Annotated in this window: 25 protein-coding genes; 12 read left to right on the top strand and 13 right to left on the bottom strand. The window is 60.2% G+C overall.

The genetic code is table 11. The features are described from left to right. Positions 1-135: 135 nt before the first annotated feature. The 4 genes from ACOZ4N_RS01235 to ACOZ4N_RS01220 form a co-directional block, all read right to left on the bottom strand. Positions 136-1,815 carry a ThiF family adenylyltransferase gene (locus ACOZ4N_RS01235; RefSeq protein WP_424016278.1) on the bottom strand — a complete coding sequence of 560 codons (1,680 nt, stop codon included), beginning with the start codon at positions 1,813-1,815 and terminating at the stop codon, positions 136-138. Positions 1,816-1,818: 3 nt separating this feature from the next. Next, positions 1,819-2,307 carry a hypothetical protein gene (locus tag ACOZ4N_RS01230; protein ID WP_424016277.1) on the bottom strand — a complete coding sequence of 163 codons (489 nt, stop codon included), beginning with the start codon at positions 2,305-2,307 and terminating at the stop codon, positions 1,819-1,821. Then, the gene (locus ACOZ4N_RS01225; RefSeq protein WP_424016276.1) at positions 2,300-2,989 is read right to left on the bottom strand and encodes a hypothetical protein; all 690 of its coding nucleotides are present in this window, start codon (positions 2,987-2,989) and stop codon (positions 2,300-2,302) included. Before ACOZ4N_RS01225 ends, ACOZ4N_RS01230 begins: the two co-directional genes overlap by 8 nt. 904 nt (positions 2,990-3,893) lie before the next feature. Then, complete coding sequence (locus tag ACOZ4N_RS01220) at positions 3,894-5,126, bottom strand: tyrosine-type recombinase/integrase (RefSeq protein ID WP_424016275.1); 1,233 nt, start codon at positions 5,124-5,126, stop codon at positions 3,894-3,896. A gap of 314 nt (positions 5,127-5,440) precedes the next feature. On the opposite strand from ACOZ4N_RS01220, the gene ACOZ4N_RS01215 reads away from it, so the two are divergent. The 3 genes from ACOZ4N_RS01215 to ACOZ4N_RS01205 all read left to right on the top strand — a co-directional run bounded on the left by ACOZ4N_RS01215 (position 5,441) and on the right by ACOZ4N_RS01205 (position 7,525). Then, a complete protein-coding gene (locus ACOZ4N_RS01215) occupies positions 5,441-5,914 on the top strand; it encodes a TRAM domain-containing protein (RefSeq protein ID WP_424016274.1) in 474 nt (157 codons plus the stop codon). A gap of 313 nt (positions 5,915-6,227) precedes the next feature. Continuing rightward, the gene (locus tag ACOZ4N_RS01210; protein WP_424016382.1) at positions 6,228-7,103 is read left to right on the top strand and encodes a ParA family protein; all 876 of its coding nucleotides are present in this window, start codon (positions 6,228-6,230) and stop codon (positions 7,101-7,103) included. Next, positions 7,100-7,525, top strand: coding sequence for a hypothetical protein (locus tag ACOZ4N_RS01205; protein WP_424016379.1), 426 nt, complete (start codon positions 7,100-7,102; stop codon positions 7,523-7,525). Before ACOZ4N_RS01210 ends, ACOZ4N_RS01205 begins: the two co-directional genes overlap by 4 nt. A gap of 135 nt (positions 7,526-7,660) precedes the next feature. Here the strand turns inward: ACOZ4N_RS01205 and ACOZ4N_RS01200 are convergent, their stop codons facing one another. After that, complete coding sequence (locus ACOZ4N_RS01200) at positions 7,661-8,278, bottom strand: beta-class carbonic anhydrase (RefSeq protein ID WP_424016378.1); 618 nt, start codon at positions 8,276-8,278, stop codon at positions 7,661-7,663. A gap of 361 nt (positions 8,279-8,639) precedes the next feature. Here ACOZ4N_RS01200 and ACOZ4N_RS01195 point away from each other — a divergent pair, with 361 nt between their 5' ends. Together ACOZ4N_RS01195 and ACOZ4N_RS01190 are read left to right on the top strand one after the other, a co-directional pair. Further along, the gene (locus ACOZ4N_RS01195) at positions 8,640-9,776 is read left to right on the top strand and encodes a DsbA family protein (RefSeq protein WP_424016377.1); all 1,137 of its coding nucleotides are present in this window, start codon (positions 8,640-8,642) and stop codon (positions 9,774-9,776) included. A 68-nt stretch (positions 9,777-9,844) separates the two neighbouring features. Then, on the top strand, positions 9,845-10,387 hold the full coding sequence (locus ACOZ4N_RS01190; RefSeq protein WP_424016376.1) for a hypothetical protein: 543 nt from the start codon (positions 9,845-9,847) through the stop codon (positions 10,385-10,387). 14 nt (positions 10,388-10,401) lie between these two features. Here ACOZ4N_RS01190 and ACOZ4N_RS01185 read toward each other — a convergent pair whose 3' ends face one another. Next, a complete protein-coding gene (locus ACOZ4N_RS01185) occupies positions 10,402-11,037 on the bottom strand; it encodes a DsbA family oxidoreductase (protein WP_424016375.1) in 636 nt (211 codons plus the stop codon). 307 nt (positions 11,038-11,344) lie between these two features. Here ACOZ4N_RS01185 and ACOZ4N_RS01180 point away from each other — a divergent pair, with 307 nt between their 5' ends. From ACOZ4N_RS01180 to ACOZ4N_RS01150, 7 genes are all read left to right on the top strand, one after another. Then, complete coding sequence (locus ACOZ4N_RS01180) at positions 11,345-11,773, top strand: DUF302 domain-containing protein (RefSeq protein WP_424016374.1); 429 nt, start codon at positions 11,345-11,347, stop codon at positions 11,771-11,773. A gap of 145 nt (positions 11,774-11,918) precedes the next feature. Beyond that, positions 11,919-13,196: a M20 family metallopeptidase gene (locus ACOZ4N_RS01175; protein ID WP_424016373.1), complete on the top strand. Its 1,278-nt coding sequence runs from the start codon at positions 11,919-11,921 to the stop codon at positions 13,194-13,196. A 128-nt stretch (positions 13,197-13,324) separates the two neighbouring features. Further along, entirely contained in the window at positions 13,325-14,599 is a 1,275-nt protein-coding gene (locus tag ACOZ4N_RS01170; RefSeq protein WP_424016372.1) for a cation:proton antiporter, read from the top strand. A 78-nt stretch (positions 14,600-14,677) separates the two neighbouring features. After that, entirely contained in the window at positions 14,678-15,889 is a 1,212-nt protein-coding gene (locus ACOZ4N_RS01165; protein WP_424016381.1) for an MFS transporter, read from the top strand. Between the two features lie 189 nt (positions 15,890-16,078). After that, positions 16,079-16,729, top strand: coding sequence for a MaoC/PaaZ C-terminal domain-containing protein (locus ACOZ4N_RS01160; protein ID WP_424016371.1), 651 nt, complete (start codon positions 16,079-16,081; stop codon positions 16,727-16,729). A gap of 246 nt (positions 16,730-16,975) precedes the next feature. After that, complete coding sequence (locus ACOZ4N_RS01155; protein WP_424016370.1) at positions 16,976-17,362, top strand: hypothetical protein; 387 nt, start codon at positions 16,976-16,978, stop codon at positions 17,360-17,362. Between the two features lie 55 nt (positions 17,363-17,417). Further along, a complete protein-coding gene (locus ACOZ4N_RS01150; protein ID WP_424016369.1) occupies positions 17,418-18,131 on the top strand; it encodes an NAD(P)H-hydrate epimerase in 714 nt (237 codons plus the stop codon). 20 nt (positions 18,132-18,151) lie between these two features. Here the strand turns inward: ACOZ4N_RS01150 and ACOZ4N_RS01145 are convergent, their stop codons facing one another. The 7 genes from ACOZ4N_RS01145 to ACOZ4N_RS01115 form a co-directional block, all read right to left on the bottom strand. Further along, positions 18,152-20,278 (bottom strand): cupredoxin domain-containing protein, encoded by a 2,127-nt coding sequence (locus ACOZ4N_RS01145; protein WP_424016368.1) that lies wholly within the window; start codon positions 20,276-20,278, stop codon positions 18,152-18,154. A 181-nt stretch (positions 20,279-20,459) separates the two neighbouring features. Then, on the bottom strand, positions 20,460-21,056 hold the full coding sequence (locus tag ACOZ4N_RS01140) for a hypothetical protein (RefSeq protein ID WP_424016367.1): 597 nt from the start codon (positions 21,054-21,056) through the stop codon (positions 20,460-20,462). Further along, a complete protein-coding gene (locus ACOZ4N_RS01135; protein WP_424016366.1) occupies positions 21,043-22,101 on the bottom strand; it encodes a DUF3179 domain-containing protein in 1,059 nt (352 codons plus the stop codon). Before ACOZ4N_RS01135 ends, ACOZ4N_RS01140 begins: the two co-directional genes overlap by 14 nt. Before the next feature lie 106 nt (positions 22,102-22,207). Next, positions 22,208-22,564: a DsrE family protein gene (locus ACOZ4N_RS01130; protein ID WP_424016365.1), complete on the bottom strand. Its 357-nt coding sequence runs from the start codon at positions 22,562-22,564 to the stop codon at positions 22,208-22,210. Between the two features lie 86 nt (positions 22,565-22,650). Next, positions 22,651-24,084 carry a dihydrolipoyl dehydrogenase gene (locus ACOZ4N_RS01125; protein ID WP_424016364.1) on the bottom strand — a complete coding sequence of 478 codons (1,434 nt, stop codon included), beginning with the start codon at positions 24,082-24,084 and terminating at the stop codon, positions 22,651-22,653. 63 nt (positions 24,085-24,147) lie between these two features. Then, entirely contained in the window at positions 24,148-25,176 is a 1,029-nt protein-coding gene (locus tag ACOZ4N_RS01120; protein WP_424016363.1) for a patatin-like phospholipase family protein, read from the bottom strand. Further along, positions 25,169-26,029, bottom strand: a complete 861-nt coding sequence (locus ACOZ4N_RS01115; protein WP_424016362.1) for an SDR family oxidoreductase — start codon at positions 26,027-26,029, stop codon at positions 25,169-25,171. The genes ACOZ4N_RS01120 and ACOZ4N_RS01115 overlap by 8 nt, the downstream gene beginning before the upstream one ends. Positions 26,030-26,206 lie beyond the last annotated feature (177 nt).

The raw sequence follows: 26,206 nt of genomic DNA, 5'->3' as shown, positions 1-26,206 counted from the left end.
ATTGTCTTAAAGTGGTTCTACTTCTGTTCTGTTGTCAAAATCGTCGTGTTCTGATGACGAGTTACTAATTGATGTCCGATGAGTGCTGTTGATAGGTAGACTCACAAACTCCGAAATGGGACGGTGACCTTCCAGTTACTCCAAAAGGTCGTCACTGAGGAGATCGCTAGCGTCCCGGGTTTTTGTCTTGGGCATTGCAATGTCGTCGCGTTCGTATCGCATCGCCCAGTCCGTCCCTGTCGGGAGCTCTTGCCGATCACCAACTCCGACCGCTGGGGCACCACAGTCTGATTCACAGCCCCATGTGGCGGTCATATTCGCTTCGACATCCCGAACACTGATCCGAAGTGTGCCGACGATGTTCCTGGCTATGCCAAGCGTTATCGCTAGGAAACGCCGCTGCATCAGCCCAGCCACCATCGCGTTCACACCGATAACCGACGGGTCTCGGCCTTCCTCATCCGGGTCAACTCCTCCGTCCACGTAGTCACGCTCGCCACGGAACTCGGGATGGTCGGCTTCCCAATCGACATCGTCCTGTGTCCATACCCGTTGGCATTTGAAGCACGGCCATCCCGGCCCAGCTACGGCAGTTTCGACTTTCGCTTCTGGCTCCAGTACCCCCCGCTCGTTGGCGTGCAGGAGACTACCACCGTCGATGACAGGGATGCAGTGGGCCCGGGCGAGCGCTCCAAGTACCTGCCGTGGGCGAGCTGCGTCCACCCCGGACAGGATGATGTCGCAGTCCAGAAGATAGGGAACTGCGGAGTACTCGAGGTCGTCATCGACGACGCTCCCATCAACAACTTGTGTCTCGAAGCTATCGGCGGTCGCGCTTTCACGGGCTACGCGCTCTGCGATCTCAGTTTTCAGCCGCTTTTGGTGCACGTCAATTCGTCGCGCACCCTGAGCGCGGTTGAAGTTCGCCTCCTCAAGGCGGTCGAAGTCGACGAACATCAGATTTCCGACGCCCGCCCGCGATAGGTGTTCCGCGAGGATAGAGCCAACGCCCCCACAGCCAACGATTCCGACTGTGAGGTCCGCCAGCACCGCCTGACCGTCTTCGCCCCAAAGCTGGATGCTAGAGTCCTGCTCGGCGTCATTCACTCTCGACAGGTCAACGCCACTTCGTCGCCCAGTTTCCTGGATGGACAGCGCTGGGCCGTCCATGGCAGGGCCGACAAATCGGATTCGGTCAGCGCGCGTGACTGCGGGTTCTTTGCTTTCGTCACGCGTGGGTTCATACACTCGCATCGACCAGTCTCCATCGGCGTTCGTGATAGCTGCGCCGAACGGAGCACCCACTGGAAGGCGGTCGCGGTCGTTCTTGTAGACGCGGGCTGCTGACGCAGTGTCGATACTGCTCTCATGAACCCCGCCGGGCTGAGTGTGAATCCGGATGAGCCCGCCACCTCGATCCTTTGCGCGAGCCATTGTGCGCTCGTGGTAGTCCTCACTGAACTGGTAGCCAATTCCCGAGTCGCTGCTCGAAATATCGCTGTCAGAGTTACCCCCGAACAGCGACCCGAGAAACCGCCGGTCATTGTCCTCGTCTCGCGAGAGCGAGCTATTCAACTGCAAGTCGTCGCCTGATTCGGGGTGAACAACCTCCTGGACGATGTAACTGACGCGCCGAGCCCCGGTGCTTTTCGCGAGCACGGCGAACGCCCCACGCTCGCCCATGCCATGGAAGGGGTGACCCTCGTCCGGGAAGAGGACGTCCATTAGGTCGTCATGGACGTCGCGGGGAAACACGAGGTCGACCTCGTCAGCCCCAACAGCCGTCAGCCAGTCTGCAGGTGTACCCTTCGGCACGTTTTAGTCCTCCTTCTCGAAGCGCGACCGCACGACTTCCGGGGCCCACCGGAGGTCAGCGGGTTCGTCCCAAGAAATATTTTCCCACTGATAGCTCCACATACCGGTTTCGTCGACGTCCATTGCGTCTTCAACCGGCTGAGCTTTCTGGTGGTCCCGCATCTCCTTGTGGACGTCCTGCCCGTCGTGTTTCGTGACGTAAGGGATAGTCACGATTCCATACGGTCGGCGGCCAGTGGGGAAGTCGGTCGGAATCCGAATGACTGCGTGGGCCTTCTCCTGGTCGAATACGTCGTTGACGTGTGCAGGGTAGACGGTACCGATACTGACCCAGGCCCAGTCGCCTTTTACGGCGACGAGCTCGGATTCCGGCCGCTCTTCCTGAAGTTCCGTCAACGCCCCACGACACCGGTCGCTGAGGTGATGCCGGAGGTTCTCCTCTTGATCCATGCTGTCGGCGTCGGTGTCTTCTGGAGTGTCGGTCTCACTCATGTGCAATCTTGCCGCCGTCGCTGGTCGACTCGAAGAACGTTCGGTTCTTGCCGCCCAGGTCCAGATCCTCGTCTGCTGGGAAGGCCTGGTCGCGCTGCCGGTTGCCGGTCAAACCGTCCAGCGGGAAGAGTCCGAGTTCGTCAGGGTCCTCCTTCTCGGCGTCAGTGAGCATCGTCTCGACGGACACGTCACTTGAATCGTAGCGAGCGACGAACTGGCTGTTCACATACACAACGTATGCTGTGGTCGTGAACTTGAGCGAGTCGACGAGGTCCTCGAGATCCTCGAGCCGGTCTTCGAACTCCTCGAACTTACGCAGAAGGTCGATGTTGCCGTCGGGAACTTCCTCGCGGAGCGCAGCGGCGCGTTCCTGCTCTGCGTCGATAATAATCTTCGCACCCACGAGCGCGTCGGTGTCCTTGGGGTCGGCGTTGTCGGCCCAGTCCTCGATGGCCTCGATGGCCTCCTCACTGTGATCGAGCCGGCGAAAGATGTCCAGCGGGACGTCGTCCTCAAGATCGTTTATCGCCCGCTGAACAGGCTCGACCTTGCCCGCAACAGCCTTCGTGGTTACCGTACGGTTCCCTTTGGCAGAGTCGGTGGAGGTATTCTCAATCTGATCGTGGTCTGTGCTCTCGTCGTGCGATTCAGTATCTGAATCGCTGGATTCATCCGCGGTCATACGTACTCCAGCTGAATGCCCTCAGCTAGAGGTCCACGCGATCCCTTGCACCCATTTTGCCGGGTGCTATTTGAACTGTGACACCCAGCCAGGTGGCGTGGCGTCGACAGCTCTCTGTACGGGGCCAACTCGCGTGCGTAGTTTTTGTGACCGCGCTCGACGGACACCGCGCGTCCGTGGCACCGAGGCGGTGAGTGGAGTATCTCGCTCCTATATACTTCTTCGCAGACATCACATATAACGCTTTCGGGGAGGTCAAGTAAGCACCGAATACCTGAATTTCGGGTTTCAGGGGTGAAAGCCGCTACCGGCGTACACTTTCACCCCGCTGGGCAAAGTTTTAAGCGGGAGAGGAGTCCTGAGTCCGGGTACTTATACTTTATACAGATAAAATTTAAAAAGATATAAGTACCACCTGTATCTTTGGCCCCAACTGATGGTAAATTTACAGTGCTTACGCTATTGAAGTAGGTATGGGGTGAGAACAGAATTAACGTTCTCACCGCCTCGGTGCCATCTTTAGATAAAACAGGGGCGTACTTAACGTCTTTGCAACCCCCAATATCTTTCAATTTCATTCTTCACACTTCACAGCCTCGGTAGATGAAGCGTGATGCCCGACATGCTATTCTTAAATGACTGTTTAGTAGTCTCCATTAGCTAACCATTGTGACGTTCCAAGACGAGATGCTGCACATCTAGCGCGAGTCGAATAAATCATCCTGTTCGTATACCCCAAAGCCGATAAAGATGTCACGTTGAAGGGTCGGTTCTCGTTATGACTGCCGGCCCCAGAAGTATCAGCGAAGTGGTCAACGCATCGCTGCTTCACCCTCGCTAGGTGACGGAGGTCAAGTTCGTCTGGTCCGTTTCGGAGAATCAATGCAAGAATACCTAGGGGAGATCATTCAGCCCCATCAACCTCCTGTAGAGCCTCGGTTGCAACATTGCCGAGTTCCCCTGCCTCGATGTGCGAATACCGTTCACGGACCATCTCCTCTGAATTGTCGAGATACCGGGCGGCAACCGTATAGCCGAACGCTCGAACGAGGACCTCACCCATTCCACGTCGACCGCCGTGCGGAGCGAGATAGTCGTGTTTTGGGTGATCGATATCTATCTCTGCGTTCTCTGAGAGACGGGAGAGTATCGACCGCGCTCCGTCAGTCGTGATCGACGGCGGCCGAATGTCCTCTGCAAGAGCCAGCAGTAGATCTCGAGCAAACTCTGCTCGTCGCTCCTCGATAGCGTCTGATCGATTTCCACGATCGGCTAACTCATCCTGTACGAGCGTCGCGAGTGTCCGCTGGTCGAACGTGGGGAACACAGGCCACCGCTCTGTCGGCGGATTCATGATCTTGTAATAGTTTCTGAGCGGAGTGATCACTGGATCGGGGAGGCTGGCCGCGTCCCATTGCTGTTTCTTCCGGTAGACATCCATACTCCCATCCTCAAGCTCAATGTCCTCCCACCGAACGCCACGCCGGCGAGGATCGTTTGGGTCCTGAAGCAGTTCACCGACCCGGACGGCTGTGTACGCGAGGACAAACACGAGCGCCCGATCTCGAGCTTCCTTCAGGGCCCCGTAGCGCGCTCTCTGTCTGTCAAGGGGGTCGGCATCCTCCGGGAGGGTCGTGTACGTCTCGATGGCATCACGGGCTCGCTCGTCGACGTGACGAGTCAATGCGTGGCGCTGCTCGGATGTCCAGGCCTGCTGGTCACCGGGTTTGCGACCGTTATCATCGGGAAGGGGGGCCATCGCACTCGCCCGCTGTGCGTAATGTGCCTCAAGGTAGCCCTCGTTGACACACCAGCCACACCACGCAGAGATATAGCGGTAATAGGTCTGGACGGTATTCTGTTTGAGCCCCCGATCGCCGGCGAGGTGGCGGGCATACTCTCGAAAGACTCGTTCGTCGAGGTCCTCGAAGGTTGGTCGTTGATCGACGTCGTCGGGAACTATTCCGGTCCAGTCGTCGCCCCCTCGATCACCGGCAGCCCACTCGACGAACCGCTCAAGCTCGCGTGCTGCATTACGACGGTAATTCCCGCCATCGCCACCGCGGCCTTTCCCCTTGTCTTGGAGGTACCGGTCGAAGCTATCATCAAGAGTTGTCGAAAGTTCCCGTTCAGGCATCGACCGTTCCTCCGTGTTCCTTGGATTCCGGCCTCAGCGTCTCTACCCCAGGGGAAGCGGCGACGTGAGGGTATTGCAGCATTCGTGCTTACCAGACAGCGGCGGGGTACTTCAATCTGGTCGTGATTATTGGAGTAATCATGACCACTGCTGTTTTCGCCCTCATCGCCCGAATATCGGCAATAGAAACCTTACAGACCGACTTCCCCAGTCTATAAACTGCATCCCGCTATACGGAATCCGGTGCAGGAGCCTGCAAAATGCATCAGATGGAATTCCAGTCAGTTTTACCCCTGTACCCGCTATGCCCGGCAATGGTAGAAATATCCGATTCACTTCAGTTGTTGTTTGAGACGTCGCTTGAGAAGGAGCGTGATCGATACACGATCTCAATTCCCCCTGAAATCGTCGAGAATGGATCACTCTCAGAGGGGCAATCCTACCGTGTTGCTCTCCTTCCTGGAACAGAACCGGAACCAGAGTCCGAATCTACTTCTAGTCAGAGTCAACCGAGGTCGAGGACCGATAAGGCTGACCAGAGACGGTCCGCCAGCAATACTCAACATTCATCGAACCAAGCTCCCTCTCCCCCGGTGGAAGAAGGAGAGATCCGGTCCGTGACAATCGACACACTGGGCGACCAGGGCGATGGGATCGCAAAGGTTGAACGCGGGTTCATCGTCATCGTCTCGGGAACCCAACCTGGCGATCAGGCGAAAGTGCGGATTACAGACGTCAAGGAAAATGTTGCATTTGCCGAGCCTATTGGCGATCCAGCTGTCCGCTAGTTCGGGATACTCAGCCATCCGGTGTGGACCAGAGTTCAGTTTTTCCTCTAATCCCGCCGCCGTGCCCGTGTTCTAGTGTGTATCAGTCACGACCGTCCAAGAACACATCCGACGAACGACAGCCATTACGTGTGTTCACTAACGATGTTCACTACATACATTCATTGATGATGTTCACTACATCACTCTATTCAATCAACAGAGTGTCTTCATGAATATGGTTCATGATTATATAGAATTGGATTCAACAATGGTGTTCATTCAATACTGTGTCTGACGTACTTTCAAGATGGATGCCATTCATGATGTGAGCATGTTAGCGTATTCGACCTACAGTGAAGCCGGCGGGGTCGGCAAAACGACGACTGCTGCGAATCTGGCTGTGGCTCACGCACGTGCCGGTCTCAAACCGCTCGTTGTCCCCTTAGACCCCCAAGATGGAGATCTCTCCCGACTTTTCGGAGTCGATCACGAACGAACGGAATCCGTCGATAACCTCGTCCGACACATGATCCGGCGTCCGAACGGTGAGTTTTCAGACCTCATCCGGACTGTCGAAGGTGTAGACATCATTCCCGAGCACAACATGCTCTCAGACCTCGCGGAGTACCTCCAGCGGGAGAAGGACCAGGCTGAAGCAATGGGTGAGGCTTTCGGAATGCACGCCCAGCTGCTCCGTGTCCTCCGTGAGGCAGGCGTGCCAGACGAGTACGATGTCCTCATCTGTGACCCGCCCGCAACTGAAGGCCCGCACCTGTACAATGCAATTCACGCCACGCGTTCGCTAGTGATCCCGGTCGAACCGAGTGCGAAGGGGCGTGCTGCAGTGGAAGGGCTCGAAGCACTCGTCGCTGGCCTCGAAGAGCAGCTCGACGTCGACGTCGGCGTCCTTGCAGCAGTTCCAATTGGATTCAAAGATACGCGTGACCAGCGCACAGTACTGAACGAGATCGATTACTCGATTCCCGAGATTATCGGCGAGCGGGCCTCTTTGATGGAAGGCTGCTGGATGCAGCAATGCTCCGCATTCCGTTACGTCCGTGAATTCCGCGACCGCCACCGAGACTACGAAATCGAGACTCTCGCACAGTTCGATCGAATTGCTCGCCACCTCGAGGAAGAAGTCGGGCTCGAAGCGCCGAATCCCCCCGAACCGGGAGACGTCGAACACGAGGTGGTCTCGGCATGACCGGGATGAAAGAGGGTGCAGGAGAGGACCCCTTCGCTGAAGACTCATCATCCACAGCATCCACCTCAGTTGAGGAGCCAGACACAAGGGATTCCCAACCATCGACCGATACTACGCCAGAAACAGCCGAGGGAAAATCCAGAGAGACTCGGGAATCATCATCGCAAAATCAGTCAATGCAGATACCATACAAATTCCGGCGCGATGGTGTTCAGGACGGTCGTGATCGTGTTCCCTTGTTTCTCCAGGACGAAACCAAGAGTGCCGAGCGTGATGCACTTCGAGAACTCGAAGAGCGTTTTGAGGAGAATGTCTCACTCACCGATCTTCGAGAGGCCCTCGTCAAAGTTGGTCTTCGGGATCTCGACGACGTCGAGAAACATCTGGAAGAATGGGGATACGGAATGACCTTCGACGAATAGCGTCTTCCACATCGGAAGCGGTATTGGAATAGATATAGCAGATGGCGGTTTATCCGCCATTGGGGCTAATCAAAAAGCCGGCCAAGGTTGCAATCTGACGCGCTGGCGTTTTGCGAGTGGAATTGGGACGGTCGCTTAAGCTCGTGTATTGATTTCCTCGGCTATCCGTTCCCCTGGTCGACGTAGTTCGTCGCTTTCGACCTCATAAACATACCCGTGGACAGTGACATCATCGGGAATGAACGGATGATTCCGGAGGAGATCCACCTGGGTCTCACATGCTTCGTCGATGTCGTCGGTCATCCAAATCCAGTCGGCAATGGACGCGTCACCGATATTGAGGCTCGGCAGGGCCGGGTTCAGATCAATATTATCGAGACTTCCCCCCGCCACCGAATCCAGACCTGTGACGACTGCGTCGTCGGGGGCACTCATCATACCACAGTCGGTGTGATTGATCACGATAATCTCCGTGGTATCGAAGAAATTCACACTCAATGCCGCACTGCGGATGACATCATCCGTTACCTTGCCGCCGGCGTTTCTGAAGACGTGCGCATCACCGAGGGAGATACCGAGGGCTTCCTCAACGGGGATTCGTTCGTCCATACAAGCGATCACCATCAACTGCTTATCAGTGGGAATATCCTTGCGACGGCGGCGAGCCCAATCATCACGGTCTTCGATTCGAGTTTCAACCCACTCGAACACGTTTCCCGCCTCGGGTTCTGATTGTTCTGGGGACTGCGCCATACATGGTATGTTATATCCCACCATGGTTCCTGATTCGCGTCACGGCAACGCCTACCGTTATCTCCGACAGCACCGCTGTGCCAAGAATCGCAGGCAATTGGAACCGACAGCTGGGGAATATGCATGCCGTATCGAACGATGACAACTATGTGCTGTCTACAACCCCGTTCTGATCGGAGGGCTTAGCTAGCGTTACCTGTATGTAACCGCGTTTCATTACCCTTACCGAGATAATATGCGGGTACCTGCCGTCCGTACCAGATGATACGATGGGTGGGACGCTGCCAGACGGCGACACGCTGGGTGAATCAACGGGGAACAGTAGACAGGATACGCTCAACCAGCCTCGAAAGTATGGACGATGAGTGAGGAGCACTGTCCCGTATGCGACGAGGAATTCACCGAGAATACTGCAGCCCGTGACCACTGTTGGGACGCACATAAGGCCTGCCATCACTGTGGACGCCAGTTTACTGACCGCTCGGCGCTGTACACGCACTGGCTCTCGGACCACGAGGCGGTCCTATCCGAAGATTCCAGGAAACGGGCAGAGAAGAAAGTCGGGTCACTGACGCTGTGTCCGAACTGCGAGGAGCGATTCAATAGCGAATCGAGCGTCCGGGACCACGCCTGGGATGCCCACGATAGCTGCCATCACTGCGGTGACCAGTTCGACGACGAATCTGCATTACACGCACACTGGGTGTCGATCCACGACGACGTCCTCGACGAGTCAGACCGCAGGCAAGCCGAAGCTACCGTCGAACAGTTCTCGTTCAGTGAACGGTTGGATAAGCTTGGCCCACGGGAAGCTTCGACGGGTGTACACGTGAGTCGGCGGGCTATGCTTGGTGGCGGAGCGGCCGCAGCAGTTGGACTTCTCGGTGCCGGCGCCGTCAGTGGCCTCTTCGGTGGCGGCAGTGGAGATCAGGCTCTCGACGACCACCCTGCGGCAACAAATCTGTCATCGCAACCGACACTCGGTCCGGAACCGGGCACCGCGAGCGGGACGATCATCGCCTTCGAGGACCCATCCTGTTCCAGTTGCCGACGGTTCGAGACGTCGGTGTTCCCGCAGCTCCAATCGCAACTCATCGAACCCGGAGACGTATCGTTCGTATTTCGGCCCTTAGCAGTGGTCTATCCCTGGGGCGAACCTGCCACGCACGCACTCGAGGCCGTCCAGGCACGCGATGGGGCCACCTTCTGGGAACTGAAGGACTACTACTACCAGAACCAGGGACGGTTCAGCACAGGTAACGTCGTCGAGGAAACGCGATTGTACCTCGCCGAGCAAACTGACGTCGATGCCGATGCGGTTGCCCAGGACGTCCGGGAGGGGACATACAGTGACGAGGTGGAATCGACGATTCAGACATCGCAAAACGCGGGCGTTTCGGGAACCCCGACGTTCTTCCTGTTCAGTGGTGGATCGTTCACGACAAAGCTCGTGGGCCCACAGTCCTACAGCGTGTTCGCGAACACCCTGGGGGTCTAATCGTGGGACGTCTCCCCAACGTTCGGCTTCCGACACGACGGGCGGACTGGCAACTCGTGGGCCGAACCGTGCGACTTGTCCTCTCGATCCCGACGTACGCCGTGCTCGCAGTCGGGTACGGCCTGCTTGCAGTATCCGTATTCGTCTTCTCCCGGAACGTCGCTCTCCTTCGGGATGTCATCCTCTTTAGCGACGTCCCCCCTGGAGCGAAGTTCGAGATCCTCGTTGCAATGTATCCAGGGCTGGGCGCTGGGTACAACGCCGGCCAGTCAGTCCTCCTGCTCGCTACAGGAATCCTGGTTGGGATCAATCTCTCGCTGGTCACCTACCACCTGCTGGAGCATCGCGTCTCGCTCAGTGGAGGGTCCGGGAGCTTGGGTGGCGTCGTTCTCGGTACACTCGGGGCCGGCTGTGCGTCCTGCGGATCTGCCCTTTTGCTGGGCCTGCTCTCGCTGTTCGGTGCTTCGGGACTGCTCACGCTACTGCCGCTCGACGGTCTCGAATTCGCCCTGCTAGCGCTCCTCGTACTGGTGTTGTCGATCTACTGGCTGGCGGACGGGATGCGTGGTGGAACGATTCGCGGTTGCCCGGTCGAGGTCGGTAAGCGTTGATCGCGGGTAACTGATCACTGCCCCTCGACGAGTCGTCGCAGCTGTTCCGGCGGGACCGCACCGCGAGCGGCATGGCCGTCGGCGACGAACGTCGGCACGCCCGTCACGCCGTGGCGCGTCGCTGCAGTGAACTGCTCTCTGATCCGCTTTCGCCACTCCTCGTCTTCGACGACCGCTTGGATCTCCTCTCCATCGAGGCCGACATCTCCGGCAAGTTCGTCCAGGACGTCGCTGTCACCGATATCACGGCCGTCGACCCACAGCGCCTCGAAAATGGCTGCGTCGAAATCCGGCCACGTGTCCGGATATTCGGTCTTGACGTACAAGGAGGCGACCTGTGCGGGCAGAGAGTCCACCTCATCCGGCAGTTCGTCGAGCGTCAGCATTTCGTCGGCGTCGTACCGTTCGCGCAATCGCTCGACGTTCTGTTCGACCTGTTCGAAGTACGCTTCGTCTTTCCCGTCGTCCACGGAGTGGTCGATTTCACCGTTGGGCCCTCGTTTGCCACTGCGCAGGTCGAACGGATGCCAGTCGACGGCGAGGTCGCCGTCGCGGTCGGCTCGATATTCCTGGAGCGAGAGCCGACCGAGATAACAGAACGGGCAGACGTAGTCCGAGTACATCGTGACAGTGGCTGACTCGTCGGTCATGTGGGCTGATTGGGAGTGAGCACGGAAAAGGTCCGTACTAACGACGAGGTTACCGGTCGGCCGAAATCGGTTCTGCGGACGTCCGAAAGCGAACACAGTCACTCATCTTCCGCCAGGACTTCCATCTACTCCGACATAGGAAGTGACTACTGAAGTCGATACTCGCCGTTCGTTCCGAGGAATGGAGCGACGAACGCTGGTTCGTCTCCTCGGCGCAACCGCAGTCTGCGGTATGGCCGGGTGCGCCGAACCTGAACAACCGGGGACGGCGACTGACACGACAACGAACAATCAAACGGAGACACGAATGCAACAGGAAACAGACGGGACGCAGGCAGGCGCGAACCGGAACGAAGACGGGCTCGTCACAGTGCAGAGCGACCAGAGCGTGGACGCGACCGTCGATCGGATCACGACCGCTATCGAGAACAGCCCCCTCACGCTCGTCACCACTGTCGATCACGCCGCGAATGCTGCGTCGGTCGACCAGAATCTGCCACCGACGACCCTGCTGATTTTCGGCAACCCAGAGGTTGGGACGCCGCTGATGCAGGCGTCGCGGTCAGTCGCCATCGACCTCCCCCAGAAGATTCTCGTCTGGGAGGACGGCGAACAGGTGAAGGTGACCTACAACGACCCCACGTATCTGGCTCGTCGGCACGGAATCGAGGGCGAGGACGAACGTCTCCAGCAGATCAGCTCAGTGCTCGACGGATTGGCGAGGGGAGAGAACTAATCCGGCGTCCGTCACGCAGTTCGATCCAGGTTTCGTTTCTGAATGTTCTTCGTACCGCTGAACCGGTGCGGCCAGAGGGGGAACTGTCCTTTCGACGCTTCACAATAGTGCCAGTGTATATGGGACGAACGGTCCAGTTTGGACCGTGAGCGAGGCGGACGATCCCCTGGATACTGTCACAGAGTACATCTCGAAGACGGAAGCGGAGCTCATGCAGACGACCGAACGGCTCGTGCAGGCCGACACGCAGAATCCGCCCGGATGCACGCGAACACTCGCGGAGTGGCTCATCGACGAGTTCACTGCCCTCGGATACGAGCACGAGGTCTTCTGTATCGATCCCGAGAAACCGAACGTCGTCGTGACGATTCCGGGCGACAGTGCATATACACTGCTTTTCAATGGCCATCTCGACACAGTTCCGTTTCAAGCGGACGACTGGTCGCACGATCCACTTGGAGAGCGAATCGACGACCGGCTCTACGGCCGTGGTGCCACCGATATGAAAGGGGCAATCGGTGCGATGGTCCAGGTCGCACGTGCCTATGCCAATACCAACACGACGCCACCGATCACGCTCCAGTTCGCGTTCGTGAGCGACGAAGAGGTAGCCGGTGATGCGGGACTGACCACCCGCCTCAAATGTGACCGCCTCGATCCGGACGCCTGCGTCATCGGCGAAGCCACGGGTCGGCCAGGGGTAAATTCGATCGCCGTCGGTGATCGGGGCTACGTATGGCCGACGATCGAAGCCGAGGGAATTGCTGCCCACGGCTCACGACCGATGTTCGGTACCAATGCTGTCGACCGCCTCTATCGTGCCCTCGAAGCGTGTCGAACCCACCTCCAGCAGTTGGATGCACCACTGGAATCTCTCGACGAGACAGTCATCGACGAGAGCATCGAGTACTACGCCCACCAGCTGGACCGTGAGACAGCTCGAGACCTATTCTCGGCACCGACTGTCAACCTGGGTACCTTCAAGGGGGGTGAGACGGTGAACAGTGTCCCCGCAAACGCCAGTGCGAAACTCGACGTTCGCATCCTGCCTCCCGTCGATCCCGAGGCCATCGTCCGAACCATCCGGAACTGTCTCGGCGACAGACCTGGGACGAATGTAAGTGATATCTCGTGGACTGCGGGCACCTATACCGATCCGGAAACAGCGCTCGTTCGAGCGGCGACCAACGTTGCCGAGGAGGTCATGCCCACACCAGTGTATCGACGGTTGGCTACGGGGAGTGGCGACGCCCAAGCGTTCCGTGAGAACGACATTCCAACAATCGAGTTTGCGACCGGGACCGGAACCGTCCACGCGAGCGACGAGTACACCACCGCGGACAAACTGCTGCAGAACGCACAGGCGTATGCAACGCTTCCCTTCGAACTCGCTCGTCTCGACGATGCGGATTCCGTGCAGTAAGTGAGGTGGCCAGTCGCAGGTAACGTGTAGCTCGAAGGTTAGTCACTGGCAATCCAAACCGTCCAGTTAGCCGATTACGGCGGTCTCACCGGACTATTACGTATTTCCAGATGCGATTAGAATCGGCCATGAGCGAAGGTCTGGTCTCGATCATACTGGCCGTGCTCTTCGTGTTGGCAGTATCCCTCCTCGTTCGCGCAATCACACTCCGACGGCGAGAACTCTCCTACGCGAGCCTGCTGGTATTCGTCGGTCTCGGGGTGAGCATCCTGGGGTTCCAACTCGAGATCACACTGACCTACGCCCTCATCATCGAGGTCCTGCTACCGGTGATCCTCTTTCACGGCACGACCGAACTCAACCTCGATGCGTTGGTCGAGAACGCACCGCTCGTGCTGACACTGGCGGTCGTCGGCCTGCCGGTTTCGGTCCTGCTTATGGGATTTGCCGGGACTGTCGTCTTCGGATTTCCGTTGCTGGTGTCGCTAGTGTTCGCCGCCATCATCCTGCCGACCGATCCCGCTGCGGTGCTCTCGTTGTTCCAGGAGTTCGACGCGCCGGACCGCCTCTCGATCACCGTCGAGGGCGAGAGCTTGCTCAACGACGGGGTGGCCGTCGTCATCTTCTCGACGTTCTTTGCCGCCGTTCGAGACTACCAGGCGACAGACCAACCCCTCGCGACGTCGGCAACTCCCGGCACGATAGCGAACTTCGGGAGTGATCTACTTGTCGTCGGTGGGGGTGGAATTCTCGTCGGTGGTGTCGTTGGCTACCTGGCTCATCAGCTCGCCCGCCGACTCCAGGATTTCAAGTCACTGCTGTTGTTGACGATCATGGTCGCGTACGGCTCGTTCGTGCTGGCCGAACAGGTCGTCGGCGTCAGTGGAATCCTCGCAGTCGTCGCTGCTGGCTTGCTGATGGGCGCTCACGACGACAGAGAACACGCCGAAGACACAGAGAAGCTGGCGTTCCTCGAACACGTCTGGGGGAGTGCGTCGTTTCTGGCGAGCACGCTCCTGTACGTCCTCATCGGTGTGCAGGTGAGAATCAGCGATTTCACCGCGAATCTCGGCTTGATCCTCTCAGCGGCCGTTCTGGTAGTCGTGATCCGTGCAGTAGTCACCTATCCACTGCTCGGGTTGCTGAACCGAACCGTCTCGCAGCCGATGCCCCTGCGGTGTCAGGGACTCGTGGTCTGGGCAGGGCTACACACCGTCATCCCGGTCGCGCTCGTCCTGTCGCTGCCAGCGTCGTTTCCCTTCGCTTCCGAACTTCGAGCGATGGTCTTCGGCGTGGCGATCATCTCGATGGTCGTCCAGGGACTGCTCACACCGTACATCCTCCGACTGACCGGGATCGCTGACCAAGCAGTTCGTACGGACCTCGATCGAATCGAGACCTAAGGCATGGCACCGCAGACGAATTCCCCTTACTTGTCCGTAACTAGCCGTTTTTAGCATTGGGAAAGAGTCCGTTCTATGATGGATTCTCGAAAGTGGCGGGTACTCATTCTCATTGCGTTGGCAGAACTGCTGGCGATGTCACTCTGGTTCAGTGCCACCGCAGTCGCCCCCGAATTAGCCACGGACTGGGGGCTCAGTCCGGCGGAAACGACCTGGTTGACGAACGCCGTCCAGTTCGGCTTCGTCGTGGGCGCACTGCTCTCGTCTCTGTTCACCCTCTCCGACGTGATTCGACCGCGGTATCTGTTCGCCGGTTCAGCGGTCTTCGGCGCCGTTTGTACCGCCCTCATCGCGAGTGTCGTGAATAGTTTCCTCCCCGCAGTGGGCCTCCGATTTCTCACTGGCGTCGCACTCGCCGGCGTCTATCCGCCGGGGATGAAGATTCTGGCCGGTTGGTTCAAGCAGGGGCGAGGACTCGCTATCGGCGTGCTCATCGGTGCACTGACAGTCGGGTCGGCGTTGCCACATCTGCTTCGCGGGATCGGCGGTGTCGGTCAGCCACGACTGGTTCTCTACGGTGCGGCCTCGCTGGCGACAGTTGGCGGTCTTTTGGCACTCCTCGTCGACCCGGGGCCGTATCAGGCACCAGCGGCACCCTTCGATCCGAGTGCGCTTGGGCGGATTCTCCGGGATCGGCCGACGATGTTGGCCAACGGTGGCTACTTCGGGCACATGTGGGAGCTCTACGCAGTGTGGACGTGGATCCCGGCCTACCTCGCCGCGAGTCTCGCTGCACGCGGTTCGAGCGGGACGGCCACAGGCCTGGCCTCGTTCATTGCCTTCGGAGCAATTGCAATCGGTGGTCTCGGTGCGGTGATCGCTGGCAGTGCTGCCGATCGCTGGGGGCGAACCGATATCACCAGCCTCAGTATGGTCCTCAGCGGGCTCTCCTGTCTGGCTGCAGGGTTGGTGTTCGGCTCGTCACTCGTCGTCCTCGTTCCGTTCGTCCTGCTCTGGGGGTTCGTCATCGTGGCCGACTCGGCGCAGTTCTCGGCGGCGGTCTCGGAACTAGCTGAGGAGTCCTACGTCGGAACGGCACTCACTATGCAGACGGCCATCGGCTTTCTGCTCACGACCGTCTCGATACAGGCTGTCCCGTTGCTGGCGAACGCCGTCGGCTGGCAGTGGGCGTTCGCACCCCTCGCGATCGGGCCAGCGATCGGCACACTGTCGATGCGTCGACTCCGGGGACTGCCAGCTGCCAGTAAACTCGCGGGTGGAAAGAAGTGAGGTCACGCTGCCGGACGCTATCGGCCGTTACTGTCGTGCTGTGGTGAATCGACAACACATGGAATCGAAACTCTCGGCGTCACTGACGACTCCTCCAGATGTGTCGATGTCGTTACTCACGTCTCGGTGAGGCCCTTACTCGGAGGATACAGCGTGCTAATTAGTCCCAAGGACTAACTCCCACCTGGCATGGTCATCGATCCAGCCTGTGGGATGGAAGTGAACCCAGACAATCCGGGTGCGACCGCGACGTACGACGGTGACGTGTACGTATTCTGTTCAGAAGGATGTCGAGAACACTTCGAGGCGGATCCGGAGCAATACCTCGACGACTACGAACACGGAGTGCAACTCAGCCGAATCGGGGACGTGCTGACACAGCGCGTTCCGACGGTGGAGGGTGTTGGCTCGTTCGAACTCTCGGTCGCGGAACCGGGCAAACTGAGCGTCGGCGACGAAGTGACCTATCGGCGTACTATCACTGACGAGCACGTAGAGCAGTTCGCAGAAATCACGGGCGACGCGAACGCACTCCATCTGAGTGATTCTTTCGCCAGACGGACCCGATTCGGCGGTCGAATCGTCCACGGCGCTCTCGTCTCGGGACTCATCAGCGCTGCACTGGCGGCATTGCCCGGCATGACGGTCTTCCTCTCCCAGAACCTCGAGTTCAAACGGCCCGTCGAGATCGGCGATACCGTCGAAGCGACCTGCCGAGTGGTCGAGGAAGTCGAAGACGACCGGTTCTGTCTCACGGTGAAGGCTACCACTGGCAATGACGGGCCAGCCATTCACGGTACTGCGATGGTACTGATCGACGACCTTGCGGAACTAACGTGAAACGAAAGGCAAAGAGCTGGGCAATCAATCGATTTCGATAGGTAGCCAATGGCCATATCAATCGGGTAACCGCCTTACTCAAGGGTTCGGATATCGTTATCCCCGTCACTGGATTCAGTTCGAAACGGGTGAAACCAATTGAGAACTAGAACGGAAACCCGTCCTGCGCTCGGTGCTGTCCACGGCGGTGAGTGGATCGCTGGAATCGTCGGTGGGGCCGTCGGTAGCCTGCTGTTGGGATTGATCATGCAGTTCGTCATGCCGAACCCAGTGCTCGAAATGGCCATCCCGGCGATGTACGGGATCGCCGGACCGGCACTACTCGTCGGATGGGTACTCCACGTATTCCACGGCGTCGTTCTCGGCGTCGTTTACGTCGCACTCGTCCAGCTCGGACCACTCCGGGCGGCTGCGACGCGACTCGGAAGTAGCATCGGCCTCGGAGTGGGGTATGGCGTGGTGACGACTGCACTGCCGGTGTTCGTAATGCCGCTGTGGCTGATGGCAGTGGGCTTCCCTGGCGCGCCGCCGTTCCCCAACTTCGGGATTCCTGGGACGCTCGTGTCGCTCGCCGGCCACATCGTCTACGCGGTGCCGGTGGCCATCAGTTACGCGCTGATTGCGTCCGAGTGAGCAACAACCCGGCATCGGCGGGTGTTTTTTGGCACGCAGGGAGAGCCCACAATAGATGACTAAAGAGACGATCTTCGAGACACCGACCGGGGAGAAAGTACCTGCTATCACGGCCGAACAGATGCGGGAAGTCGACCGGATTGCGGTCGAGGAGATCGGACTCGGGCTGTTGCAAATGATGGAGAACGCGGGGCGAAACCTCGCTCAGCAGGTCCGGTCGACCGCAGACGATTCCGTCACTGTCCTCGCTGGAAGCGGCGGCAACGGCGGTGGCGGGCTCGCAACCGCCAGACATCTGGCGAACCGGGGTGTCGACGTCTCTGTCGTACTGGATCGTGAACCGGCCAATCTGGACGGAGCAGCAGCGACGCAACTCGAAACCGTCGAGGCCATGGATATCCCGATTACCGTCTGGAGTAACGAAACGATCCGCGACTCGACCACTATCGTCGATGCACTCGTAGGATACGGACTCAGCGGACCGCTTCGAGGGACGGCCGCAGAGATAGCAACGGCTGTATCTGATGAATCCGCGACGGTGGTGTCGTTGGACGTTCCGACTGGTGTGAATGCGACGACCGGTGACGCTCCAGGGCCACACATCACTCCCGACGTGACGCTCACACTCGCGCTTCCGAAAACCGGACTCACGGACACTCCTGGACGACTCGTCCTCGGAGACATCGGTATTCCCGCAGTGGTCTACGAGCGGGCCGGAATCGAGTACGCGAATCCGTTCGACGGATACCGGATCGAACTGCGAAACTAGCGCTGGAGAAACGCCTCTCCCTAGTTCTCGGACTGTGGCGTTTCGCTTCGCCCGGGGACGCCGCGACCCTGGTAGAAGTCGCCGCTCCATTGACTGATCCAGATGTCCTGGTTCGAGAGGTAGAGCGCCCAGGCCGTCCGGAACGAGTCGTCAGCTACCGACCACTCGTCGGCCGTCGAATCGTACTCCACGGCGGTGTTGTACACGGCCGCCTGGCCGTGTTCCCCGCCGGCGTTCGGCGGCAGTGGCAGTGTGTGCTCGGCGGCCTCGTCGCGACTGTTGGGTCGTTCGGCTCGCTGTAACCGACCGCGGTTGAACGTCTGGTTGAAAAAGCGCGCGTACCTGGACTGGACGTCGCGATCCAGCAGCGTTTCCGCTGCATTGACGCCGCCGGTGATGTCGCCGGCGTCCCGTGCAGTGATCCGATAGGTCGACGCGTCCGCACCGCTCGCGAACGTGCCGGCGTCGTCGTCCCAGAGGTCCTGGAACAGATAGTCGAGGAGGGACGCGGCCGTGTCGGTGTGGTCGACGCCGTCGAGTTCCGACGCCCAGAGCAGCCCCTGCGCGACGACACCCTGTGTGGCTGCCTGGTTGGCTGTCCCATTGGCAAGACGCCCGTTGGATTCGAGATGGGAGTCAACCTCGGTAGCGAGGTCGTTCGCGTAGGTGGCCGCCTGTGACTGGAGATCGCTACTGCCAGCCTGGGTGCCGTACCAGGCAACGGCACCGAGTAGCTGCCCGAGGTCGCGCGTCGACCCGCTGGCCACCACGTCACCTGGCGCGAACAGGTTCATCGTGGTTCGCCCCATTCCGTCGGTCAACTGCTGGATGTTATCGGCCGGGATGAGCGGTTCGGGGTTGACGTAGCCGAACCAGCCGTTCTGTGCGAGGCTGTTCAGGTCGGACAGGAACCACAGCATCGCGGCGTGGTGGTTCGGACGTACCGTGTCGTCGACCACCGTGCCGTCGCTGGGTCTGAACCCGGAAACCAGCTCCATCGACTCCCCTTTGGTGAGTGCGCCGTTGCTCTGCGGGCCGCCGGCGATGAGCGTCGCTCTGACGCCGAGTTGTGCCAGCGTTGTGAGCATCTGCGCGCGGAACTTCGCTGCCAGCGCCGTCGGCAGGATGTCGAAGTGGTTCTGGAAGTTCTTCGCCCACGTGACGCCCTTGAGGTGCGTCCAGGCCAGCGAGGAGGGACTGACGACGCCCGACGACTGGGACATGTCCCAGGTGAGCGTCGACGCGTCCGGGCGGCCGTCGTCGCCCGACAGGACAGGTTGCTGGGTGAAGTGGGGATCCCCTTCGGTGAACGCCGCCATGTTCAGATTGGGATTCTTGATCGGCGGCCGGTCCACGTCTGCGTGCTGGAGCATCGCCGGCACTCGCTGATCGAACGCCTGCTGCTGTTGCTCGTTGTGTGGGAACTGGACGCCATTGCCGCTCATCGCGATGTTGGTACTCATGTTGTACAGCGAATACCAGTACGAGTCGATGGTGGCGTCCTGCCACGCGTATTGCTGGCCGGCGCCCGTCTCGGAGCCACCGCTCGTGATGCCAGCGACATCCAGTAGCCGGGTAAGTCTCTGGCTGGCTGCCGAACTCTCGACGTCGGAGGGGTCGGTGGTTCCCGGGCCGCCCTGGACACCTCCGACGATCACGAGTCCGACCATTCCAAGCCCCTCGTGTGGCGTACAGTAGTAATTGTAGACGCCGGGCGTCTCAAACGTCTGCTCGAACTCCTGGCCCGCCGAGAGCGTCCCGGAGTCGAAGGCAGCTGTGCCCTCGGGGACCCGACGCGGTTTGTCGTTGCCCGGGTGATAGGCGGTGACTGAGTGACTCCCGCCCGCGTTGGTCCAGGTGACGGTCCCGCCCTGTTCGAGCCACACCACGGCCGGCGTGAACACGTTGCGTCCCGCGCCCTGGTCACTGTCCAACCGATTCGCCGTCACCGACGCGCTCGCTTCGAGGTCGTTCGGACCCCCCAGTTGATCCGCTCCCGGGGGTGCATTCCCGCCGCCGGACGGAGGGGTTCCCGTCCCGGTCCCGGTCGGCGTCTCCGTCGACCCACCACCGGAACAGCCCGCGATTGCCCCGATCGCCCCGACACTACCGAGCCGCAAGACAGTCCGCCTGTCGAGTTCTCGCATTACGTTTCGGACCGTGATCGAAGATCCTAATGAAGGGCTCCGAACCCCAGGGTGAGAGCATTACTGGCTGGTTACCGGGACCAACAGGCCGACGGGGTCGCAATCCGATTCCCGCAATTGCCGCCAACGTCCGACCCCCCGGATACCGGGTGTATTGATGCACAGTCGTCAGTACCGACGCTCAGCCCTGTACCGTGACCTGACGCCCCACGAGGACCAGACTCCCGAGTAGGACCGCGACTGCGAGCGGCAGGAGTAACTGGAAGCCCGTCAGGAGAACGCCCGACGCCTGGACGCCGAGTACGATGAGGACGACCGGCCCACAGCAGGCCGTGCCGGAGAGCAGCGCCGGGATGCTCGCCAGGAAACCGGTGGAAGAGCGACCGATTCCACACGCACTGGGCTGTCGCCACACGAGGTAGGTCAGCCCGACGTTGAGCCCGACGAGTAGCGCGATTCCCAGTCCGAGGATTGTGTTTAGCGAGAACAGGTACGTCACTGGCCCCGCCGTCACTCGCGCGACCGGCGTGAAGGAGAACGGCCCGAGTTCCGGCTGAAGGAGCTTCGAGAGCGGATCAGACACGACCAACACGTCGAACCCGCCCAGACCGGCAGCGAGGTGACCGATCGCCCAGAGGTACAGAACCAGGTAGAGGAGGGTGACGGTAGCGAACACGAGTTGGCTGTCTCGACGACGGACGACGAGTCCCGTCGCCGCTCGCGTCCGAGCCAGGGCATCACCGATGCGGCCGATGAGCGGCTGGTCACTCGTAGACATTTGTGTCGGGATAGTAGCCGGCCCACGCGAACCACATCGCGTCGAAGGTGTGGACACGGGTCAGTGGAAGTGCGTCCGGTTCGTGACTCGTGCCGGTTGCATCGATGAGTCGGTTGCCGTCTCGCTCGAACGACTGACTGTCGGGATTCAGATAGCCGTAGGCAGTATCGTATCGGTCGTCGTAGACAGCCAGAATAGGGGTATCGCCAACCTGGCCGTCTAGTTGGCCCGCGGTGCGGAGCGATGCTTTCCTGAACGCGGCCGCGCCGTCGGGCGTCCGGAGCCCCATCACGACCGTCTTGGGATCGAACTGCTCGTCGCTGTTAAGCGCCGGAAACAGGAGCGAATCGTTCGCGTAGTACCCGCCGCGTGGATTGTATGAGCCGTAGGGATCGCGGTTGTAGTTCTTCGCGTGCCCGGTATCGGTCGAGAGCACCTCGGTTTCCGGATTGTGCTCTCGCCACTGATCCCACGTCGTCCAGACGAGTCTGAACTCTCGGAGCGAACGGATCTCGGGATCGCCGTTCCACGGCCCCGGAATCGCGGTGGCAAGCATCTGTGGCCACCACGTCTCGGTGTGGCGGTCGTACATCACGAGATTACTGTTGATCAGTCGTCCGGAGACACCGAAGGTCGTGTTTCCCCGCTCGAAGCCCTGGACGGTTCCCGTGAGCGGACAGTACGTGACGCTAACCGGCGTTCCAGCTACGGTATCGTTGACGATCTCGTGCTGGGCGAGTATCTTCTGGGGATATGCCTTGGCGATGCCCTCGCGAGCGACGCCGAACACCGGATCGCCGTCGGCGAGGAACCCCGCCTCTGAACTGCCGACGAACTGCGAGTCGTCGATCGACGGAATACCGTCTTTCGAGGGTCCGCCCGACTGGGCGGCGTCCCTCAGCTGACCCGGTTCCGCCGGCAGCGGGAGCTGCTCGTCCGCTGTCGGTAACTCTAGCGGCCCGCTCGGTCCACTGGAGTTTCCCAGACAGCCGGCGACGGCGGCGACCCCGACTGAAGCGAGGAATCCACGTCGTGTCAATGTCATCTTGAGCTATGCCGGTACCTGAACGCTCGGCGATCGAGCACTCGGGTGAGTGTTGTTTAGTTGTCCGTTGCCATGGCCCGCAAGTTGCTCTGCTCTGTCATCCTGTTCAGAACGTGATGATCTCGTAGTCGTCGTCGACGAGTGATCGGATGCTCGGGTGGCCGTCATGGTCGTCGAGGCGGACGACACCGGCGTCGTTCACTGCATCGTCGACCCCGAACGCGCCGGCACAGAAGTCACAGACAGCTGCTTCGTCACGGACGGATTGGTACAACCCGTGGTAATCGCTGTCTTCGTCTTCGAGTTCGGGAATCCACTCCGTGCCGGCTCCATCAAAAATGAGCTCTACCTCGTCGCCTTCGTTCTCCTCGAACTCCTTGGCGGCTTCCAGCCCGTTCACGAGACGGCCGGTATCCGCGTGCGATTCCGTCCCCGCGAGAATCACGATTGCTGCTTTTACCATTGCGGATTACAATACCGTAGTGAGTTACTAAACCGTACCCGAACGTTCGGGTAACCCGCTGACCTCCGTGTAACCGCCGGGTAGCCTCAGTGGTGGTGGTGGTGGTTGTTCCCGCGGCTGAACTGTCCGGAAAACGCGCGCTGGACGACCTCGGGAAGTGCAGGGTGGATGTGGATCGACTCCCGGATGTCACGGACCGTTCCGGTCCCGGCCTTCATCGCGACGACGACCTCCTGGATTAGGGTCGACGCGTCTGGACCGACGATGTGACAGCCCAGGATTTCGCCCTCGGGGTCGATGATGACCTTCACGAAGCCGGGGGCATTCATCGCGTCGCCGCGGGCCGTGTCCGCGAACTCGTAGGTATTGGTGGCGTACTTGCGGTTTGCCTCCCGGAGTTCATCTTCCCGAGCACCGACGCCGGCGACTTCGGGCGAGCCGAACACGGCGAACGGCATCGCGGTGTAATCGACTGGTTCGAGGTCGCTACCGAACATGTTCCGCGCTACCGCTCGCGCCTCGTGGTTGGCGCTGTGTTTCAGCAGGTACTCGCCCGCGATGTCACCGAGCGCCCAGACCCCATCGACGGTCGTCCGCAGATACTCGTCGGTCTCGACGAATCCCTGCTCGTCGGTCTCGATACCCGTCCGGTCCAGACGCAGTGTGTCCGTGTTCGGCGTCCTGCCGGCAGCAATCAGCAACTCGTCGCCCGTGACCGTCACGCCCTCGGCGTCGCCGACGAGGCCGCCATCGTCGCCGTATTCGTAGGGCCGTGCGTCCACGGTCACGCCATCGTCGTCAGCCGAGACAGCCGTCGCCGCGTGGCCGGTGAAGACGGTGAAATGTTCGGCATACATGTCGGTGACGGCTTCGGCGACTTCGGTATCTGCCTGAGGGAGTAGGTTCGGCCGCCGACCGACGATCGTCACGTCGCTGCCGAAAGTCCCGAAGAAATGGGCGAGTTCGGCCGCAATGTAGCCGCCACCGACTATCATGAGATGTTCCGGCGGGTCTTTGAGCTGGAGCGCCTCCCGGCTCGTCAGGTACGGCACGTCCTCGATGCCGTCAATGGCCGGGACTGCCGGGCGCGTGCCCGCGGCGATCAAGACCGTCTCCGCGCGGAGCCGCGCGCCCTCGTCGTCGCCGCTGGCGATCTCTATCGTGCGGTCGTCGACGAACCGCCCTTCGCCGTCGTAGAGGTCGTGCTGATCCGAGGACTCCAGCCCGCGTCGGATCCCCTCGGCGTCCTCGCCGACCTCCTTGTTCACCGTCCGGACGATGTCGGCGAAGGCCACCTCATCGACCGTCGCCTCGATATCGAACTCGTCGGCGCGCTTGATCGTCTCGAGCACGTCCGCGTGGTACAGCAGGTGTTTCGAGGGGATGCAGCCGCGATTTAGACAGGTGCCGCCGAGCGGCCCCTTCTCGACGACGGCGACCGATTGCCCTTGTCTGGCCGCGACGTTGGCGACTTCGAGCCCGGATCCCGATCCGACGACCAAGAAGTCGTAGTCTTTCATGGCCAATCGGTGTGGCTGGACGCTATTCAACGAACAAGTTACGTGGGACTCACCGCCCGACGGTCACTTCTCCGCGAGGAACTGGGCCGCCCGCTCGTGACCAAGCTCCATCAATTCGTCGAGGAACTTCCTGTCGCGGTCGACTTTCGTCGAGCAGTGGAAGCGTTCGCCCATTTCGATGCGATGAATCTCCGTGTGGGAGAACTCCGACTCGGGGAGGTACCCGTCGTCGATCCAGTCGTTGACGCGCTCGATGAACTTCAGTTCCTGATTCAGGGAGATGTTCCCTGACAACTCGTTGCGCCTATCTGCGATCACGTCGAGCGTGTCTGGTTCGCCCTCGAACTCCTGGGGGTTGATCTGGATGATCCAGAGTTCGTCTGGTTTGCGCTCCGGGGGGACCGACATGAGGGCATTGATCGGCGGGTTTTGCGAGAACAGCCCGTCCCAATGGTAGTGGCCGTGAATCTCGACGGCTTCGAAGAGGTTCGGGACAGCGGCGGAGGCCAGCACCGTCTCAGGTGTCACCTCCTCATTGGTGAACGTCTCGAAGTGGCCGCCGTTCACGTCGACGGTCCCGACCACGAGTTCAGGTGACTCCCGGCCACAGAAGTCAGGTATCGCTTCGAAGTCGATGTGGCGCTCAAGTGTCTCGGTGATCCGCTGTTTGCCGACCTCCGGACCGGGAATCTGGTAGGGGCTGACCGAAGGGAGGGGAAGACCGCTGCTCTCCAAGCGGGACAGTCCGGTCACCCACTGGTTCATCATCCGGTCGGCCCAGCCGTCGGTGGCTAAATCGCTCCAGATGGAGTCGAGTGTGTCGATCGCTTTCTCGTGGTCGCCAGTGACGATCCCATACCAGGTCGCAAGCGCGTTGTAGGCTCCGCCGGAGGTGCCGCTGATGCCGACGAGTTCGTACTCGTCGTCGTCCCACACGTCGAGCAGGTGCTGGAGGACACCCGCCGTGAAGGCGGTGTGGCTCCCGCCGCCCTGACAAGCGATGGCGACGTTGATCATTTCGTCGTCGTCGGCACCGCCGTCGGTTACGACTCGCGGTCCGTCTCGCTCGTCGCGCGCCGCTGACTCACTCATACGTGTGGGTATAACCGCCGTCGAACAACAGGTCTGCGCCGTTGAGGTGCGTGGTGTGCTGGGAGAACCCGAACGTGAAGAGATTTGCCACTTCTGCGGGCGTCATCATCTCCTTCGTGCGGGCCTGACCGAGCATCACGTCTTCGACGACTTCCTGTTCGGAGATGCCGCGCTCCTCGGCCGTGTCTTCGATCTGGTTGACCATCAGGGGGGTCAGCACGTAGCCGACCGAAACCGAATACCCACGGAGTGTGCCGTCGCCCTCGGCCGCGATGGAACGAGTGAGACCGGTGATGCCGTGCTTCGCGGTGATGTACGCCGGCTTGTCCTTCGTGGCGTAGTGGCCGTGAACCGAGGACATGTTTGCGATGGCTCCCACCCCATCGTCCGTCTCTCTGATATGGGGTATCGTCTCCTGGGCCATCTTGAACGGGGATCGGAGCATGATGTCGGTCAGCAGATCGTACTTTTCCATCGGGAACTCGTGGATGCCCGCGATGTGTTGCATCCCGGCGATGTTGGCGACGAACCGAAGGTCGCCCTCGTCGGCTGCCGCCTCGGCCACCGCCTCGACGTCCCCGTCGTCGGTCAGGTCCGTCTCGATGGCGTGGATCACCCCCGGGAGGTCGAGGTCGTCTGCGATCTCGTTCGTCTCCTCGAGTCCCGCAGCGTCGATGTCCGCCCCGACGACTGTGAGGCCGTTTGCCGCGAGGCCCAGCGTCGTCGCACGGCCGATGCCGGAGGCCGCCCCGGTCACGATGGCGACCGTTTCCGGACCGTAATACGGGTCCTCGAGGACGAGCAGGTCGTCTCTCGTCAGTTCGGGTGCGCTCAAATCGAAGTCACCGGTCATGGGTTCGAACCAATCCGCGTTCCGTCGACGGTTAACTGCACCTCACGTCAGCGTAAGGAGGAAACGACGTCCGCGGGGACAGCGTTCATTGGAGTTTCGATGATGTAACCGGGTTAACCACGGGTTCGGGAACCCCTTTTACTTACCAAACGTAACTCCCACGTACAGGCTCGAACC

The sequence above is a fragment of the Halorientalis pallida genome (genome assembly GCF_049605515.1).
GTDB lineage: Archaea > Halobacteriota > Halobacteria > Halobacteriales > Haloarculaceae > Halorientalis > Halorientalis pallida_A.
The sequence above is the reverse complement of the archived record's forward strand: the minus strand, read 5'-3'. Positions and strand labels throughout refer to the sequence as shown.

What these genes read in the sequence shown, in the direction of transcription:
- ACOZ4N_RS01165 (WP_424016381.1), top strand. Translation starts at nt 14,678, where the DNA reads ATGGATTCTCGAAAGTGGCGGGTACTCATTCTCATTGCGTTGGCAGAA.
- ACOZ4N_RS01180 (WP_424016374.1), top strand. Translation starts at nt 11,345, where the DNA reads ATGCAACAGGAAACAGACGGGACGCAGGCAGGCGCGAACCGGAACGAA.
- ACOZ4N_RS01230 (WP_424016277.1), bottom strand. Translation starts at nt 2,307, where the DNA reads ATGAGTGAGACCGACACTCCAGAAGACACCGACGCCGACAGCATGGAT.
- ACOZ4N_RS01215 (WP_424016274.1), top strand. Translation starts at nt 5,441, where the DNA reads ATGGTAGAAATATCCGATTCACTTCAGTTGTTGTTTGAGACGTCGCTT.
- ACOZ4N_RS01185 (WP_424016375.1), bottom strand. Translation starts at nt 11,037, where the DNA reads ATGACCGACGAGTCAGCCACTGTCACGATGTACTCGGACTACGTCTGC.
- ACOZ4N_RS01125 (WP_424016364.1), bottom strand. Translation starts at nt 24,084, where the DNA reads ATGAAAGACTACGACTTCTTGGTCGTCGGATCGGGATCCGGGCTCGAA.
- ACOZ4N_RS01220 (WP_424016275.1), bottom strand. Translation starts at nt 5,126, where the DNA reads ATGCCTGAACGGGAACTTTCGACAACTCTTGATGATAGCTTCGACCGG.
- ACOZ4N_RS01160 (WP_424016371.1), top strand. Translation starts at nt 16,079, where the DNA reads ATGGTCATCGATCCAGCCTGTGGGATGGAAGTGAACCCAGACAATCCG.
- ACOZ4N_RS01140 (WP_424016367.1), bottom strand. Translation starts at nt 21,056, where the DNA reads ATGTCTACGAGTGACCAGCCGCTCATCGGCCGCATCGGTGATGCCCTG.
- ACOZ4N_RS01135 (WP_424016366.1), bottom strand. Translation starts at nt 22,101, where the DNA reads ATGACATTGACACGACGTGGATTCCTCGCTTCAGTCGGGGTCGCCGCC.
- ACOZ4N_RS01210 (WP_424016382.1), top strand. Translation starts at nt 6,228, where the DNA reads ATGTTAGCGTATTCGACCTACAGTGAAGCCGGCGGGGTCGGCAAAACG.
- ACOZ4N_RS01195 (WP_424016377.1), top strand. Translation starts at nt 8,640, where the DNA reads ATGAGTGAGGAGCACTGTCCCGTATGCGACGAGGAATTCACCGAGAAT.
- ACOZ4N_RS01155 (WP_424016370.1), top strand. Translation starts at nt 16,976, where the DNA reads ATGCAGTTCGTCATGCCGAACCCAGTGCTCGAAATGGCCATCCCGGCG.
- ACOZ4N_RS01115 (WP_424016362.1), bottom strand. Translation starts at nt 26,029, where the DNA reads ATGACCGGTGACTTCGATTTGAGCGCACCCGAACTGACGAGAGACGAC.
- ACOZ4N_RS01120 (WP_424016363.1), bottom strand. Translation starts at nt 25,176, where the DNA reads ATGAGTGAGTCAGCGGCGCGCGACGAGCGAGACGGACCGCGAGTCGTA.
- ACOZ4N_RS01200 (WP_424016378.1), bottom strand. Translation starts at nt 8,278, where the DNA reads ATGGCGCAGTCCCCAGAACAATCAGAACCCGAGGCGGGAAACGTGTTC.
- ACOZ4N_RS01145 (WP_424016368.1), bottom strand. Translation starts at nt 20,278, where the DNA reads ATGCGAGAACTCGACAGGCGGACTGTCTTGCGGCTCGGTAGTGTCGGG.
- ACOZ4N_RS01225 (WP_424016276.1), bottom strand. Translation starts at nt 2,989, where the DNA reads ATGACCGCGGATGAATCCAGCGATTCAGATACTGAATCGCACGACGAG.
- ACOZ4N_RS01170 (WP_424016372.1), top strand. Translation starts at nt 13,325, where the DNA reads ATGAGCGAAGGTCTGGTCTCGATCATACTGGCCGTGCTCTTCGTGTTG.
- ACOZ4N_RS01150 (WP_424016369.1), top strand. Translation starts at nt 17,418, where the DNA reads ATGACTAAAGAGACGATCTTCGAGACACCGACCGGGGAGAAAGTACCT.
- ACOZ4N_RS01130 (WP_424016365.1), bottom strand. Translation starts at nt 22,564, where the DNA reads ATGGTAAAAGCAGCAATCGTGATTCTCGCGGGGACGGAATCGCACGCG.
- ACOZ4N_RS01205 (WP_424016379.1), top strand. Translation starts at nt 7,100, where the DNA reads ATGACCGGGATGAAAGAGGGTGCAGGAGAGGACCCCTTCGCTGAAGAC.